This is a genomic window from Stygiolobus sp. CP850M, from assembly GCF_037389425.1.
Classification (GTDB): domain Archaea; phylum Thermoproteota; class Thermoprotei_A; order Sulfolobales; family Sulfolobaceae; genus Stygiolobus.
Window position 1 is genome coordinate 1 of the sequence record NZ_JBBHKR010000042.1, and the last position, 15,664, is coordinate 15,664.

Below are 15,664 nucleotides of genomic sequence, written 5' to 3' on the forward strand. Positions count from 1 at the left end.
AATAATCGAACTCTATTTCCTTACCCTTCTCAGTAACGACCTTTCCAGTTTCAGGGGAGACTTTTGCAGCTTTGTCTTTAACTATTTTAACTCTCTTATCTAGAAGACTACTAACCTCTCTTTTTATGCTTTCAATCCTTTCGTGACCGACTACAAAGTCCACAATACCGGGCTGATAAAGACTATAATCTGAAGGTTCTATTACCGTAATTTCAACTTTATCCCCTATTTTTTTCACCAACTCGTTTGCAACTATAGAACCAGCATTTCCGGCTCCTACAATTACGACTCTTTTTTGCATATTTTATAAATCATAATAATTTGATTTAAAGTTTTTTTACGAAAACTAAGAATTAGGGTATGCCTAAAATTATTTTTAATTTATCAGGGAATAAGTAATAGCGTATGAAAAGAGTAACGATAGAGCGTATGAAAAGAGGGGCATTACGATTTATGGTTCTTTCATCCCTCACTGAAAAGCCCATGTATGTCTATGAAATTATAAAAAGCATAGAAGGGAAGACAAACGGTATATATAAGCCAAGCCCTGGCTCTATCTATCCAGTCCTGAAAACTTTGATCAAACTAAATTTAGTTAAAGTAGAAGAGAGAGAAGGAAAAAAGATATATATCTTAACAGAAGAAGGAAGGAAAAAGTTTGAGGAGATGAAAGCTGAAAAAGGATTACTAGCAGACGATAATCCTATGAAGAGGAAAATCTTGGACTCACTATTTGAAATAGGTTTTATCCTATACAAACACAGAAAAAAACTAGACGAGAAAAAAATGCAACAAGTTATCGAGATCTTGGAGAAATGTAAACAAAACGTAAACGATCTTTTTAAGGACTGAGAAAGTTCAAAAGCTTCAGGCTCTTCTCAGCCACTATCACTGGGTCTTTATCAATAACATATATTGTGGGCTCCTTTCCTAAGTCTCCTAAGTCAACGATATACTGAGGGATTTTTCCGAACTTCTTGTAAGCCATTTCTACCATGAAGTTCATAGTGTGATGCTCCATTTTTCTACTTTCTTCGGGCTCTTGTTTTCTATCAAAAATATAGGTATCATCTTGTGGTAAATTCCTCACTATTTCTTCGTAATACTTCAAGTTTATTGCACTCCTTTTTTCTTCCTCATGTTTCATAGCCGTTATTATAACCCTAGCAATGTGATCAGAAGCACCAAATGCCGGAGGTAAACAGTATATAACCCTATTAAAAGCTACAGTGAGCCTACCAGGAATCGCAGCTACATCTTCTGTAGTTTTAGCCCCTCTCAAAGCATAACCAAAATTTGTACGTATTTCGGGGATTAATAGATAAGACCTTTCGTTATTGGTAAAAATATCTACAGCTTCTTTTAACCTTTTTAAGACCTCCGCTCTTTCATCCATACTTAAATTTTCATTTGTAAAAATTAAAAATCATCACAAGGATGATGAGAAGACCACCTTTGAACCGTGAAATCTTCTAGTCCACCTGACTAAGTATTTGGCTTTGTCTTTAACACCGATAGAGTTGAATAGAGTTCTTGACCTGCTGGAACTACAATTACCATATTACCTCTTTGGGAAATGTCTGAAAGCATCTCTAAGAACCTTAATTGTAAAGCTACGGAATTATTCTGATAAAATGTTGAGGCTTCAGATAATATAGATGCCGCTTGTCTCTCTCCTTCACTCAGAATTATCTTAGCCCTTCTAAGCCTCTCAGCCTTAGCTTGTTCAGCCATAGCCGATAATAGTTCTTGAGATAACCTTATGTCCCTAACAGTCACATTCGTTACTTTTATACCCCATCCTTCTGTTACTTCATCGAGAATAGCTTGAAGCTTCTTGTTTATTTCTTCCCTCTTACTTAAAATCTCGTCTAGTTCCATCTGTCCTATTATATCCCTTAAAGAGGTCTGAGATATATTCAAGACAGCGGTTTGATAGTTACTTACAGAGGTTACGGCTTTTAAGGGATCTATTACCTTGTAATACACTACAGCGTCTATTGTAACCGTAACGTTATCTTTTGTAACTATTGTCTGAGGAGGTACGTCAACGTTAACTATTCTTAAGTCTATTACTATGGGCTTATCAACAAATGGTATTAGAAATATTAATCCTGGTCCCTTAACTCCTAATACTCTGCCGAGCCTTAATACCACTGCTTTTTGCCATTCGGCAATAACACGAAGAGATAATGTTAAAAGTATAATAGCAATTACTAGCAGGAAGATGACCCCTATAATATCTCCTATTAATGACGCACTCATACTCTAAATTATGTATTCAGTGCTTAAATTTTAGTAGGATAGCTGATATAACAACTCCTATACTAAAAGCTAGAATATAGAGCAACAATATGTAATTTATTGATACTTGTGCGGAATATTTAACTGTATCAGATTTATTACCGAAAAATGAAGATATTGTCTTCTTAAAATTATAATGAGTTATGAAGTTAGTCAACTCGTCATAAGTGGATTTTAAGACTGAAGAAAGCGAAGAGATATAAGGAACTGAAACATAATAAGTTGATGCTAAACTAAAGTTACCTGCAAAATATATTACATAAGTACTTGAGTTATAGTTAAACTCTACAACCCCGCTTGAGTTCGTAATATTTGTCCCAACTGTCGTGAGAATTGAAGGGAACGAGAACTTTTCTAACTCTATTTTTTGCCACTCCAGAGGTTTCCCATTATAACTTAGTTTTACGAAAATTTTGGATCCATTACTTTCAACTTCCAGTTGCGGTTTAACGGGCCATAATACTTTTACATTACCCTTACCGTAACTTAGTTCTGTATAAGGAGCACATATGTCTGTTAAATTTGATGAGGAGTTTATACCAATTACACTTTCTGCCGTATCGAGACCTACGGAGAACGCTTGAGGAACTATTTCAAGTTTATTATCTGTCTTATAATATAGTTCCTCTGTGCCATGGACGTACATCTGCACTACACTCCCCCCACCAGGACCTCCAAACACTAGCTCCAGATCGTTCGGAACTCCCCTGATCGACAAACCCCCTATCTGAAACATACCCCCTATAGGTACACGATAATATATTGACACGTTATTCCCTAAAGCGTACCCGAAGTCTAAATAAGTTGAGTTAACCGTCATAAAGAGTGCAAGGGAAAAGGGAGTATTAACCTTGAAAGTAGGGCCTAGATAACAGATAACACCTAGTCCTTGATAAGTAGATACAACCCCACTGCTAATATTGGTAGTGAAGGGGCCGCTTAAGTCCCATACATTAACGACAAATGTTACGTCAAAGGTACCATTATTAACTTGATGAAAGAGAGCAACGTCTTGTGCCCAATACAACCCATCTACCATAGCGTTTAGCTGCAAAGACGCGTTTCCGTTTGTGAAGTATTGTCCGTTAGGGAAATAACTACTACCTATATACATCGAGGTGATATTAACAACCCCTACAACTTCATCAGTATAGTATATCGACGTTAAAGGAAAAAATGACATACCAACTGGGTAAGCTATTTGAGACTGAGAGTGAAATTCTAAAGCTAAGGCTATAGGTGCTATTAGAATAATTATCAAAAATATTGATAAAAGTTTCACAAACTTATTACTTCCCTTATTAATTTAAGTATTATGGTAAGCCATATTGCAATACCCATAATTCTCATTCTCGTTGTGATCTTGCTCCTAGTGTTAACGGGACAGTACGCTGATCCAATCGTCGCAATACCCTCACTAGCAATTGTAGGTTTCATATCTTATAGAATTTTTTACGTAGTTTGGAAGACAAGAGGAAGGAACTTGTATACATATACCGGTAAGATAGGTAAAGCATTAGACGATATCTCACCAGGAAAAGAAGGCTATATTTTAATTGAGGGTGAAAGGTGGCTAGCAATATCGGATGAACCAATATCAGAGGGGGATGAAGTGATAGTAGTAGGAATGGAGAACTTAAAACTAAGGGTTAAGAAATATACTCGTGTTAGAGCTTGAACTTAATAAAATTCTGAAATTACGTTCTTACCCTAATTACCAGATAGAGGAACTGATAGAAACTGACGATAAAGGTATAGAAAAGAAGATTATGATAATTACCTTCGTCCCTCCTAGTATTTCAGACGCGAGCGGTCTCGATAACGTGGATACAGAGCCTAAATACATCGAAATTAGGGGAGAAGTGAATGAAGTTACTAGAAAAGTAAAAATAGTAAAAGCTGAGATAATTGAGGGAAGTAGGAGGAGAAAACTGGACGAGACTGAACTACAACTTTGGGCGGAATATGTCATTGGAGGTGAGTAGAATTCCGTATTTGTTCGTTTATGGTTCATTAAGATTCGGCTTTGAGCTAAATCATTTTTTAAGAAACTCTAGGTTTGTGGGGTTAGGGTTTGCCGAAGGCTTTAAGATGTACGATCTTGGAAATTACCCAGGTGTAGTTAAAGGAGATGGAATAATCCACGGAGAAGTTTATGAGGTCTCCGATGAAACTCTCAGAATACTCGACCAAGTTGAGGATTTTAACGGAAGTCCTGATGACTTGTATGTAAGGGAGAAAATAAAAGTATACTTTGATTATAAAAGAAGATACAGTCTAGACAACGTGAACATTTATGTTTACAATCAAACTATAGAAGGAAGAGAAGTTATAGAGGATGGCGACTATTCCAAATATGCAGGAATGCCAGTAATATTAAATTATTTTGCATATGCTGAAAACACCAACGAAGAGATACTTAAACAAAGAGGTGTCACAAAGATTTTCAAAAAGATACCAGCAATACTCCGAGGTTATAAGATAGTATTTAACACACCTTGTAGATGGGGCTATTGTGCAAATTTGAAGACTGAAGAAAAAGGAAAAGTATGTGGTTATATATACCTCATGTTAGAGAGTGAGCTTAACTCATTAGATAAAGCTGAAAAGCACCTCATAAGGTATATGCGAGACGTGGTAAAAGTTGAAGATGAAAACAACAACGTTTACTTTGCTTATACATACTTGTCTCCGTCTGAAGAAGGAGAATTCGAGCCATCACACGAGTACGTTAATTATATACTGCAAGGAATAAAAAGCGGATGGAAGAATTGTATCAGTAGCGGATTGGAAAAATACACGTGATGACGCCCGCCCTCAAGTGATTGAATGATATGGGAACCCGAGACTGATCATTTTTATTTTAGTAAAACTTCATTCTATTTTTCAGTGATGAACAAACCCCTGCCTGAATAATGATGATCCTGACCGATTCTGATATTAAATTAGCATTACATCAAATATTATACCCAATCCCAGAACCACCGAAGAGTATATGTTATAATAGAAAGCTTTCCCGAAATTCCCTCTAGCAGCGAGATAGTAGGCGTATGCCATTATTAGTCCATGTAAAACAGTAGCTACATAGGCTATATATCCTAGGCCGTAAAAAACGTCCCCAATAAACGCCAAAACTACTGACAATATCTGGTTAAAACCAGCAAAAGGCAGAGCCTTGTTTCCTAAAAGTACAGCAAAACTATGAAGACCCATACTTCTGTCGAATTCCGCATCGGGTATATGATTATATAAATCAAATCCTACAGCCCAGAATATTGCAGATAGAACAAAAAACCACGGTACCCCATCTAAGAGTGAGACAATGGAGTGAACGTATAGCCCTAGAGAAGCTACTGCACCGCTGAATATAGCTAACCCTTGAATAGTAGCTAAGTGATAGTTTGCGAACGCCGTATATCTCTTCATATAAGGGTATGTCATTACCACTACGGCTACAAGGGGGGAGAGCAGGAAGGCGTAAATGTTTACAAAGTAAGCAGACACGAAAAACCCCAAGAGCGAGAACACAATTAATATTTTAGCTTCCTTGACTGTTATCTTCCCCGTAACTAGAGGCCTTGTCCTAGTTCTCGGATTTCTAGCATCTATATCACGATCAGCTAAGTTATCATTAGTCATTCCAGCGGTCCTGAGGAAAAATAACGACAGAAAGATCAGGAGTAGTATTGAAAATGGGGGAATTTTCTTTATTGCTACAAAAGCACCTAAATATGCCATAGGTAAACTGAAAAAGGTCTGTTCTATCCTTAAGAAACGGAAATAAATGTATAGCTTACTTCTACTTTCAGTAGCTCCACCTGGATCCCAGCTGTGAACCATTTGTTAATTATTAACCTCAGGGACTTTTAATTTCTTGTTATTAAGTTGCAAATAATAATCTAAGCCCTCAATTAACGCCATTACACTAGCCTCGATCACACTGGTAGATACTCCCTCGGTTCTCCACGTCTTCTCGTTGTCCGTAAATTCGATGGTGACCCTTACCACACTCTCTGTATTTTTAATCTCTCCGGGGAGTATAACCCTATAATCCGTCAGCTTAACTTTACCAATTTCAGGATAAACTTTTTGCAATGCTTTTCTCATGGCTATATCTACAGCATGTACGGGACCTACTCCCTCTGCTACTTCTAATTGTCCGTTTACTTTTACAACTGCTATTGCTAATTCCCTCTCGTTAATGACTTTCCAGTAGTCTACTTTTATAAGAGGTTGGTATAACCCTAACTCTTTTAGCGCTATTAGGATCGCCGATGCAGGAGCTAGATCAAAACTATATCCCTTGTTTTCAAGTTCTTTTATCTTTGCTAAGGCAGACCTCAATCTGGGATCTTTCTTATTCACTTTTATTCCGACGTTCTCTAGATAAGTTATCAAGTTAGATGAGCCTGAGACTTCAGATATTACAAACCTTCTGGTGTTTCCTACTAACGAGGGGTCTATATGCTCATAAGCTCTGCTCACTTTCATCACTGCGTCCGCATGCACTCCTGCCTTATGAGTAAAGGCGAAATCACCAACGTAAGGCTGATACGGGTTTGGATGCAATCCGGCAATCTCATAGACTATACGTGATACCTCTTTTAACCTCTTCAAACTTTCTTTTCCTCTCAAGACCTCTAAACCCATCTTTAAGGCCAGATTAGGAATTATTTGGATCAGATCGGCGTTTCCAGTCCTTTCCCCAATACCGTTTATAGTACCTTGAACGTGTCTCGCCCCGGCAAGAACACCCATTAGGGTGTTAGCCACTGCGCAACCAGAGTCATTATGCATGTGTAAGCCGACTTTAGTCTTCACGTTTTTAACTACGTCGGCAGTTATCGCATAAACTTCGTGAGGCAGACTCCCTCCGTTCGTATCTGCTAACACAAGTACATCGGCTCCTGCATCTTCGGCGGTCTTTAACACACTCAACGCGTACTCTTTATCTTCCTTATATCCTTGATAGAAGTGCTCGGCGTCGAAAATTACCTTTAGTCCGTGAGATTTTAAGTAACTGATACTGTCGTACACCAAGTCCAGGTTTTCCTTTAAACCTATCTTTAGTACATCTGTAACGTGGAGAGTCCAGGACTTTCCGAAGAGGACAGCAACTTCAACATCAGACTTGATTATGGCATTCAGGCTAGGATCTTCCTTCGCAGGGAATTCCTTTCTTCTCGTACTTCCGAAAGCCGCTACCTTAGCTTTAGTTAAACTGTACTTCTTTATCTCCTTGAAGAACTCCTCATCCTTAGGGTTTGAACCCGGCCAACCCCCTTCTATGTAATCTATGCCTAATTCGTCTAATAAGAGGGCTATTCTTATTTTATCGTTTAAAGTAAAGGAGATATTTGCAGTTTGTGCTCCATCTCTTAGTGTAGTATCTAATACCTCAACAGATTTCGTAAACACCGGTCATAGGTTTACATTAATTAAATAAGAATTTAAATTTTGAGTATAGGACAAGATATCCTATGAACAAAAACTTATCATTTGTATTAATAGGTATTTTGATCTTTGTTATAGGTCTGGCGGGTAACTTGTTGATGCCTTTTTATATACCCTATTACCACAAGTTAGATACCGAACTTGTTAACCATACTGTAAACCTGAAAATTAACCCTGTAACCACCGAAAAAGTTATCAACATAACAAGTAACTCTGAAAATAATACCATATACGTAGTAACTAATAACACGAACGTGAATATTTTTGTATATTATAGTAACCTAACTCTAGCCTTAAACAACAGTAACGGTTTTATAGCCGCTAGAGTTTCTCCAGGTAATTATATAATTGCAGTAAACAACCCCACGCAGGTATCTCAATACGTGTCTTTTCATTACGCTGTCATACCTGCATATGAGTTGACAAACTTCGATAGCTATTCTTCAATAGCGGGTACGACAACCGAATTTATAATGGCTATAGGAGTAGTAATTGCTGGGATAGGTTTAATAAAGATAATGTTTAGTGGGAGATTAGGAACTAAACTCGATAAAATATTACAGACCCCAGAAAGAGGGAAGAAAAGAAAATAGAGGAAAGAGTTCCACTTTAATTTCCGGTCATTTAAATCCATTAACCGATTCGTAAAGGAATTTAATACCATCAATAATGAAACTAGGCCCCTGATGAGCTAAAAAGTCACCAACAGTGAAGACCACTTTCTTCTTCTTAACTAACTCTTCTAAACCTCTTTCTCTCATCCTTCTTTGAAATCTCTCCTTTTCATAATCCGTAAGCCTTTTCGGTTCATATATTATCAAATCTGGATCTCTCGACAAGACCTCGTCATCACAAGGGGTAAAATAAGCCTCGTCCTTATCATCGAATATGTTCTTGCCGCCTACTAAACTAATCGCGTCACTTACATGAGTAGGATAGCCTGGGGTTATAACACCGCCTAGATCAAACTCTACATAAACATTCACTCTATTCTGAACATTCCTCTTTTTGTATCTAACAAGAGTATCAAGTAAATATCCAGCGAGTTCTCTACCTCTTTCTTTAGCCCCAGTTGCTAACGAGATTATTTCTACGTTAGTGATTATCCTGAACACCGAGTTAGTCACACCTAACGGATAAACAGTATATCCCTTATTGATTAATCTCTTAGTAAGCTCCTTTTGGGCACCAGTAGTCGTAAAAATAATATCTGGCTTATTCTCCTCAAGAAAATTCTCATTAACATGAGTATAGCTACCGATCTTAGGCTTTTTTCTAGCTTCCTCAGGTCTGTAACTGAAAGCATCAGTAGCTATTATTTTATCTCCTAACCCCATCATAAACAGTGCTTCTGTAGTTGCGGGATCGAGGCTTATAATTCTTTCAATCCTATCGGGTACGGAAACAAACTCATCAAGGATCTCATTATACACTTTTCTCATAACTTCAATACACCTAAGCAAGTTTCGAGACCTAAAGCTCTCTTAACACCTTTTAAAACAACCTTACCCCCGTAATTTAACAACAACGATTCACACGTATCGCCTTCAATCACAGCTACTTCAGCACCTATTAACTTAGCTAGAGACTCTACCATTCTGTTTCTTACTCCCGTCACTATTACATCAATTCTCTTTTCGTTCAGATAAATTGACTTTAACGTTAACTTGATACTGTAAAGGATCACCTCAATTGGGATAGGTTGAATAAACTTCAAACCTACTATAACTTTATATGGTTTTAGGGTGAGCCCCTTACAACTGTTCTCCCCTACCAATATATCGGCGTCACAAGGAAAGTCGGCCTTCTCATATCCCTCGGGAAGTATCAACCCATCTATTCCGGAAGAGTATACATAAACCCTACCCCTCTCTATCAGCTTCCTATTCACATCCCTTAATATTCCTCTCCTAGTCCAATACAACCCGTTTATCCATGAAAACTCCTGAACACTGTAAACACCCATCTCAGACGTCTTAGATGTCAGAACTAAAGTACCGTTTGTAATATCTGATATAATTGAAGCGATAAAAGATACACCACTTTCAATATTGGTTAAAGGAACTACGTATTCGCCGTTTTCAGATACTGAAATAACAGGTTTTGAATCAACATACTTTACAGCCCTTGAAATAGGTCCTACCACTACTTTCAGATTCTCCCCTCTGTTTAACACGTAATATCCCAAAGCATCTAACCCCTCCTTAATTTTCTCTGCAGTTTCCGAATTACCTACAACTTTCACTCTAGTAAAATACAACTCGTAATACTAATACGTAAAGATGTTATATAAACATTAACATGTAGAATAAAAACATTTAGAGGATTTTTTAATAAATTACCCTATTTAAATTAAAAAAATCATTTACTACCCCTAGCTTTTACTACCGTAAACTTCTCCTTTAATATTTCAGTATAATCAGAACCCATATCCTTTGAGAACTCTTGCAAAACGGGTAACAACTCTTTATACTCCGCCTCACTAAGCTCTCTATGCTCAAACTCAGGTATTCCTACTTTCTCTTCGAACAACCTCTTAGCGTACTCTTTAGCTTTTCCCTTAAGCAAGTCCATTACCTCTATATATTCACGTTCTCGTAAAGACTCGAACTCTTCCTCATTGATTAGGTTTTCTAGTAATAGTGCTTTTAACAACTTAACTACTTCGACCTTAGGTGGTTGTAACCCTATTTTAGACGGGGAAACCTTACCCCTTATGTATATTCTACCGCCAACCATTCCAGTTCCTACGAAATTCCCTACCGGCTCACGCCTCACGTTAGTCCCTAGAACTACTATTACACCGCCAGCCATATACTCCCCGAGATAATCGTCCACCATACCCCCGATCACTAGGTAAGGTCTCCTGTCCTTATACTCACGCATCTGGATTCCAACTCTGTTCCCAGCATTACCCTTTACAAACACTTTACCGTTCTGCAAAGTTTGAGCCAAAACGTCCCTCGCATCACCATATATAACTACCTTTCCTCCGTGCATTGTATCACAACAGTCGTCAGCTACATTCCCATAAACATAAAACTCATTATCCTCGTTTAAGTTAGCCATAGAGTTACCTACAACTCCGTATAAATTTACCCTGACTCCATTAATTCCCAAACGCTTAAAGCTAATTCCTATAAACCTGTGACCCATTACATTAGCCACAGTTACCTCTTTTTTGCCCTCATTCTTTACCACCGATGCGATCAATCTGTTTAGTTCATTATAGTTAACATTCTTAGCGTCAATATCGTACTTCTCAGGTACAAATATAGGAGGAGGAGAGAACGAACTCCTCTCCTCTTCATCCCTCCCGTACTCTATTACACCTTTATTAAGAGAAGCAATGAAATACGAGCCGGGCTTCAAAGTCCAGACCTTAGCCTTAGGACTTATCTCCCTTATCTCGTTTTCTTCACTGGCAACATAATAATAGCTCTCGTCTTCACCTATTATAGCAGGCCTGAACTTAGACCTATCCGCTAAGGCTATTAAATAAAGGTCGTCACCGGAATCGTAACCTATTACTGCAGTGAAAGGACCGTCAAGCCTAGCGTTACGGTAATAATAGTCTAACTCCTTGTTTATCACCGAAAACCTCCTTGAGGGATTTACTAAAATTCTCGTAGCCTCTTCAACAGAAAACCCCTCGCTCAACAGCTCCTCGAAGAGAAAAGCGATTACCTCGCTATCAGTACCGACCATCCCCTCCCATCCTCTCTCCATTAAGAACTCTAAATTGGCACCAAACGAGCTTACATCACCATTGTGAACTATTGCTATGTTAAAGGACGAGAAGGGATGAGACCAATAAGGATAATGACCGGGTGAGTTCGTAGGTTGTCTCGTATGAGCTAACCATAAGTCTCCTTCTAACTCTTCTACCTTGTAAGTAATCGCTACATCTCTGGGATATCCTACCCCCTTATAAACCTTTAAAGACGAACCTATACTATATATCCTCCCCATCCTACCTTGTTTCCACATTATCTCGTTTATGTTTCTAAAGGCCTTCCTTAACTGAGTCAAATCTGAAATCGTTATCTCATATTTACAATCACAAACGTCCCCATCCATATACTCGATCTCACGGGACTTTACCTTAATTCCGTGAGACGTGAATATGGATTCGAGTTGGGAAGGATCCCTCTCAAAGAACACCTTAACCACATATTTATTATTAGAACTCTTATCAAATACTGCAAAGCCTGCGCCCCTATCACTCCCCCTATATCTTACTCTTTCTATTCCCCTTACCACCGCTTCGCCCTTAATCTTCGGTGCGTTTTTCTTCCTTAATACGCCTAAAACACCACAACCTGATGGATGGATCATAACGAACCAGCCACCTTAACTCTCAGTTTTTTCAATACGTAAGAGTTCAGGTTAACGGCCCTCAACAATTCCCTATTTCCAGTTAGGGAGGACTGTACACTATATATGCCTGCAGCACCAGCTAACAGTGCTATCTCCTTCTTAAACCCTGCTATCAAATTAAAGGCCTTATCCTTTAATCCCGACCTAGAACCTTCACCTATCGCTACGTCCAATACCTTATGAGTCATTATAACACTATCAGCTCCCAACGCCACAAACTTAAATACGTCTCCAGAGTCCCTTATCCTACTGGACTTCGCTATCAAGTCAAACTTCTTCCTTACTCCCATCTCTTTGAGCTTAGTATCAACTTGTGATATTACTATTTCTAGATCTTCATTACCTATATCCTCGTCGAATATAAATCCTAGAACACCCTTCAACTCCATTACCTCTTCTATAGCCTCCGAAGAGGAAGGCAAATACACGTAAGTGAAAGGTTTATAATCCTGACTCCACGTTATAGCTCCTTTTCCATCAGAGGTTATAGAAACTTCTGAGTATCTGATGTCCGTCTCCAATGAGAAAACTCCAGAGCTTAGAGCTAGAGCAGCCCAACTCAAAGCTTCCCTCACTTCAGACTGAGCATCAGTAACGTCAAATATCATAGGTAAAGACATGTAGAACCTCCCTTGGGCCAGATAGAAGCTAGTGTCAATATCTTCTCTATAGGGATCTATTGAGGGTCTGGTCACCTGAGCACCATCTGACCTCAGCCAGTCAACGATCCTAGCGGGTTTTTCTACATCTGGCGGTGCAGTACTCCCCATGCTTGTTATCACGGGCTCACCTTTGTTTATCAACTCGTGAAGATACACTTTCCTCCTCTTGCTCCAAAGCTCACCTAATTTCGGCGGTAACTCCTCCTCTTCACCTTCTATTCCTAAGACTTCAAGCGTCTCCCTGGATAACCCTTTACCTACTAATAAATCCCTCCTATTCTTTAATTCCTTCAGACTGTTAAGGCCTAGGTTTTCGAGTATGTTAGCTAACTCCAATGTGAAGCCCCTAATATAATTACTTAGAGTCTTAAAGCCGAACTCCATATCGAGTTCCCTAGTCCCGTCTATCTTATTAGTCAAGGCTGAAGGGCACGAACCAATATGACACTTATGGACCATTACACAGCCCATCGCTATTAAGGCGCCAGTACCTATACTAACAACATCTGCTCCCAAAGCGATCAATTTTGCCGCATCAGTGGCATCAGCTACCCTACCTGCAGCAATTATTGTAAACTTATCCCTCATACCCTGCTCCCTAAGTACGCGGTCGCTTATAGACACTGCTAATTCTATTGGAATCCCTACGTTATCCCTTATTACCACGGGTGTAGCACCTGTACCTGCACCGTGACCATCTATTATTACTCCGTCAGCACCCATCCTCGCAACACCTGAAACTATATAGGGAATGTAGTTAGTCGCCGCTACTTTAACGAAAACAGGCTTACCCGTGGCTTCCTTAAGGGCTTCAATCCTCTGTCCTAAATCTTCTATCGAATATATATCGTGATGCGGAGCTGGAGAAATTGCGTCAATACCCACTGGAATCCTTCTGGTCATGGATATAGGTTCGGTAACTTTACTACCGGGCAAGTGCCCACCTATCCCAGGCTTCGCTCCTTGGCCTATTTTTATTACAACAGCAGCCCCATGGGATAGAACGTCGTAATCTACTCCGAATCTTGCCGAAGCCCATTGTACAAATATCCTCTTATACTTAGCGACTTCAGGATGAAGCCCACCTTCGCCAGTACCTGCTAAAGTTTGAGTATAATCAGCTGCCCTAGCTATTATTATATTAGGATTACCGCTTAACGCTCCATAAGACATATCTCCCAAATACAAGGGGGCTGACATGTATATTCCCGCTATTTCCGTAGAGGTGTCAGAACTCGGATTCTCTCGAAGCGTAGATTTCTCACTTTTAAACCTAACCCTATCTAAAATGCGGAGTGAATTACCCCAGTCAGGAAAAATTTTATATGGTTTCCCTGTTAGGGCGAGTTTTCTAATATGCTCTATCCTTTCTATGTTCCAAAATTCTCCGTCAAGCTGTTTAGGCAACGGAAGATAATCCTTTACGATCAACAACAGAGGTCGCTGACATTAATTTGCTCAATATCACTATATATTTGTTTATAAGAATAGAATCAAACTTTGTGGTTTCATATTTCCTCATAATAGGTATTGATCCTCGTAAATTTGTGTCCCATATTATGAAATTCAAACTCAAGTTTTAAAAATTATAGATAAGAGCTAAAAAAATATTAAAAGTATTTAGTTATTTAAAGTACAAACTACCTAGATAAGATGTTGATTTCGTCGTTTTATTAAAAGTTTTTTAATTTTAGTTAAAATGAAGGGAAACGAAAGGGTAAATCCGTTATTTTTCTAGAAACATGATATAAGCTAGGAACAATAGATAAAATAAATCTCTAAATAAGATTATAAGAACTCTATTATGTTTTTAAGCTAGATAACGTGAACTGTGAGATAAAGAGTGTTACGTTGGTTCCTTAACTGACATAGTCGAATCGTATCTAAAATGAAAGAAAGTAATGGAATTGGGGGTGCAGTAACACACAATTAAATCATATTGATGAAATGCGGTGCATAGAGTAACATAAAGTAAAATATCCGTAGCAATGAGTAACATAATCGGTGCATAGAGTAAACGAGCGGTGCATTGAGCAAAATAAAATATTGGAAAACATTGACCGCGAAAGTTTGTGAAAGGAGTGGATAGTAAAGTACCCGAAGAGAAAGTTTGTGAAAAGAGGGTATAGCAAAATATCGATAATGAAAGTCCGCGAATTATGCATATAGTTGAAATGCGTATTATTTTACGCTTATTACTCGCTTATTATTCGCTTATGTTACGCCCTATATCTCGCTCATATCAACTCGTAATGAATGGACGCATATACATGTGTATCGCGATGTGCCAAAACGTATTGAAGCATATGCATTTACATTAGATGAAATGCCTACGTTTCTGTACGTTCGTTCTACTCAAACGGACTGACACATATGCATAACGAATTGTTTAGTCAGCGAAGAATTCCTCAAGTAGCTTTGAATTTTTCGCATAAATGAGGAATCTTTGCCGTCTTCTTTCAACTCTACGCAAATCACGGCAAAAATTGACGGGTTGCCAATGATTTTAAACGTGAATAGGCAACTATAATACGAAGCGTGAAAATGACGGAAAAACAACGTCGTTATAAATTCGGCAACTATATTTTACACGAAAGAAAAGGTCGGTATTATGTTTACAGATAAGAGAACGTGAATGGTGAGATTAAAGAGCGTTACGTCGGTTCTTTAATTAACGTAGTCAAATCGTATCTGAAATTGAAAAATGGCAATGGGGGTATGGTGGATCCCCCACTATGCGGCCGCCGGGATTTGAACCCGGGATTACCGGCTTGGGAGGCCGGCGTCCTAATCCAGACTAGACGACGGCCGCAATTAGATAATCGAATAACGTTGTAATAAATTTTACTCAGATAGAATGAAAA

At 38.6% G+C, this 15,664-nt stretch carries 15 protein-coding genes, 1 tRNA gene and 1 pseudogene; 6 read left to right on the top strand and 11 right to left on the bottom strand.

Going from position 1 to position 15,664, the window contains the following annotated elements; genetic code table 11:
- A partial coding sequence (locus tag WIW89_RS02450) for an FAD-dependent oxidoreductase (protein WP_337719636.1) occupies window positions 1–301 on the bottom strand: 301 nt, incomplete at its 3' end.
- Between the two features lie 104 nt (window positions 302–405).
- Here WIW89_RS02450 and WIW89_RS02455 point away from each other — a divergent pair.
- Window positions 406–852, top strand: a complete 447-nt coding sequence (locus WIW89_RS02455; protein WP_337719637.1) for a PadR family transcriptional regulator — start codon at window positions 406–408, stop codon at window positions 850–852.
- Here WIW89_RS02455 and WIW89_RS02460 read toward each other — a convergent pair.
- From WIW89_RS02460 to WIW89_RS02470, 3 genes are all read right to left on the bottom strand, one after another.
- The gene (locus WIW89_RS02460) at window positions 842–1,396 is read right to left on the bottom strand and encodes a thiamine-phosphate synthase family protein (protein WP_337719638.1); all 555 of its coding nucleotides are present in this window, start codon (window positions 1,394–1,396) and stop codon (window positions 842–844) included. The genes WIW89_RS02455 and WIW89_RS02460 overlap by 11 nt on opposite strands.
- An 89-nt stretch (window positions 1,397–1,485) precedes the next feature.
- On the bottom strand, window positions 1,486–2,265 hold the full coding sequence (locus tag WIW89_RS02465; protein ID WP_337719639.1) for a slipin family protein: 780 nt from the start codon (window positions 2,263–2,265) through the stop codon (window positions 1,486–1,488).
- A 16-nt stretch (window positions 2,266–2,281) separates the two neighbouring features.
- Window positions 2,282–3,586: a thermopsin family protease gene (locus WIW89_RS02470; protein WP_337719640.1), complete on the bottom strand. Its 1,305-nt coding sequence runs from the start codon at window positions 3,584–3,586 to the stop codon at window positions 2,282–2,284.
- 33 nt (window positions 3,587–3,619) lie between these two features.
- On the opposite strand from WIW89_RS02470, the gene WIW89_RS02475 reads away from it, so the two are divergent.
- From WIW89_RS02475 to WIW89_RS02485, 3 genes are read left to right on the top strand one after another with little or no spacing between them, the layout of a single operon-like run.
- Window positions 3,620–3,982: an NfeD family protein gene (locus tag WIW89_RS02475; RefSeq protein WP_337703461.1), complete on the top strand. Its 363-nt coding sequence runs from the start codon at window positions 3,620–3,622 to the stop codon at window positions 3,980–3,982.
- Window positions 3,969–4,289 carry a hypothetical protein gene (locus tag WIW89_RS02480; protein WP_337703462.1) on the top strand — a complete coding sequence of 107 codons (321 nt, stop codon included), beginning with the start codon at window positions 3,969–3,971 and terminating at the stop codon, window positions 4,287–4,289. The genes WIW89_RS02475 and WIW89_RS02480 overlap by 14 nt, the downstream gene beginning before the upstream one ends.
- A complete protein-coding gene (locus WIW89_RS02485; RefSeq protein ID WP_337719787.1) occupies window positions 4,282–5,109 on the top strand; it encodes a gamma-glutamylcyclotransferase in 828 nt (275 codons plus the stop codon). The genes WIW89_RS02480 and WIW89_RS02485 overlap by 8 nt, the downstream gene beginning before the upstream one ends.
- A gap of 135 nt (window positions 5,110–5,244) precedes the next feature.
- Here WIW89_RS02485 and WIW89_RS02490 read toward each other — a convergent pair whose 3' ends face one another.
- Both WIW89_RS02490 and cimA read right to left on the bottom strand, forming a co-directional pair.
- Window positions 5,245–6,144 carry a 4-hydroxybenzoate octaprenyltransferase gene (locus WIW89_RS02490; RefSeq protein WP_337703464.1) on the bottom strand — a complete coding sequence of 300 codons (900 nt, stop codon included), beginning with the start codon at window positions 6,142–6,144 and terminating at the stop codon, window positions 5,245–5,247.
- Between the two features lie 3 nt (window positions 6,145–6,147).
- Complete coding sequence (cimA, locus tag WIW89_RS02495; protein WP_337719641.1) at window positions 6,148–7,722, bottom strand: citramalate synthase; 1,575 nt, start codon at window positions 7,720–7,722, stop codon at window positions 6,148–6,150.
- A 62-nt stretch (window positions 7,723–7,784) separates the two neighbouring features.
- On the opposite strand from cimA, the gene WIW89_RS02500 reads away from it, so the two are divergent.
- A complete protein-coding gene (locus WIW89_RS02500; RefSeq protein ID WP_337719642.1) occupies window positions 7,785–8,351 on the top strand; it encodes a hypothetical protein in 567 nt (188 codons plus the stop codon).
- A gap of 27 nt (window positions 8,352–8,378) precedes the next feature.
- Here WIW89_RS02500 and WIW89_RS02505 read toward each other — a convergent pair whose 3' ends face one another.
- From WIW89_RS02505 to WIW89_RS02520, 4 genes are all read right to left on the bottom strand, one after another.
- Window positions 8,379–9,200, bottom strand: coding sequence for an ABC transporter substrate-binding protein (locus WIW89_RS02505; protein WP_337719643.1), 822 nt, complete (start codon window positions 9,198–9,200; stop codon window positions 8,379–8,381).
- Window positions 9,197–10,018: a hypothetical protein gene (locus WIW89_RS02510; RefSeq protein ID WP_337719644.1), complete on the bottom strand. Its 822-nt coding sequence runs from the start codon at window positions 10,016–10,018 to the stop codon at window positions 9,197–9,199. The genes WIW89_RS02505 and WIW89_RS02510 overlap by 4 nt, the downstream gene beginning before the upstream one ends.
- A 101-nt stretch (window positions 10,019–10,119) precedes the next feature.
- Window positions 10,120–12,096, bottom strand: coding sequence for a class II glutamine amidotransferase (locus WIW89_RS02515; protein WP_337719645.1), 1,977 nt, complete (start codon window positions 12,094–12,096; stop codon window positions 10,120–10,122).
- Window positions 12,093–14,234 carry a glutamate synthase-related protein gene (locus WIW89_RS02520; protein WP_337719646.1) on the bottom strand — a complete coding sequence of 714 codons (2,142 nt, stop codon included), beginning with the start codon at window positions 14,232–14,234 and terminating at the stop codon, window positions 12,093–12,095. Before WIW89_RS02520 ends, WIW89_RS02515 begins: the two co-directional genes overlap by 4 nt.
- 1,191 nt (window positions 14,235–15,425) lie before the next feature.
- Between WIW89_RS02520 and WIW89_RS02525 the strand changes: the two are divergent.
- A pseudogene (locus tag WIW89_RS02525) lies at window positions 15,426–15,503 on the top strand (putative integrase); the annotation flags it as partial.
- Window positions 15,504–15,536: 33 nt separating this feature from the next.
- Here the strand turns inward: WIW89_RS02525 and WIW89_RS02530 are convergent.
- Window positions 15,537–15,612: transfer RNA gene (locus tag WIW89_RS02530), tRNA-Gly, on the bottom strand.
- Between the last annotated feature and the right edge of the window lie 52 nt (window positions 15,613–15,664).

Excerpts from the sequence above, each read along its gene's own strand:
- WIW89_RS02455 (WP_337719637.1), top strand. The coding sequence starts at position 406 with ATGAAAAGAGTAACGATAGAGCGTATGAAAAGAGGGGCATTACGATTT.
- WIW89_RS02460 (WP_337719638.1), bottom strand. The coding sequence starts at position 1,396 with ATGGATGAAAGAGCGGAGGTCTTAAAAAGGTTAAAAGAAGCTGTAGAT.
- WIW89_RS02500 (WP_337719642.1), top strand. The coding sequence starts at position 7,785 with ATGAACAAAAACTTATCATTTGTATTAATAGGTATTTTGATCTTTGTT.
- WIW89_RS02505 (WP_337719643.1), bottom strand. The coding sequence starts at position 9,200 with ATGAGAAAAGTGTATAATGAGATCCTTGATGAGTTTGTTTCCGTACCC.
- WIW89_RS02490 (WP_337703464.1), bottom strand. The coding sequence starts at position 6,144 with ATGGTTCACAGCTGGGATCCAGGTGGAGCTACTGAAAGTAGAAGTAAG.
- WIW89_RS02515 (WP_337719645.1), bottom strand. The coding sequence starts at position 12,096 with ATGATCCATCCATCAGGTTGTGGTGTTTTAGGCGTATTAAGGAAGAAA.
- WIW89_RS02475 (WP_337703461.1), top strand. The coding sequence starts at position 3,620 with ATGGTAAGCCATATTGCAATACCCATAATTCTCATTCTCGTTGTGATC.
- WIW89_RS02465 (WP_337719639.1), bottom strand. The coding sequence starts at position 2,265 with ATGAGTGCGTCATTAATAGGAGATATTATAGGGGTCATCTTCCTGCTA.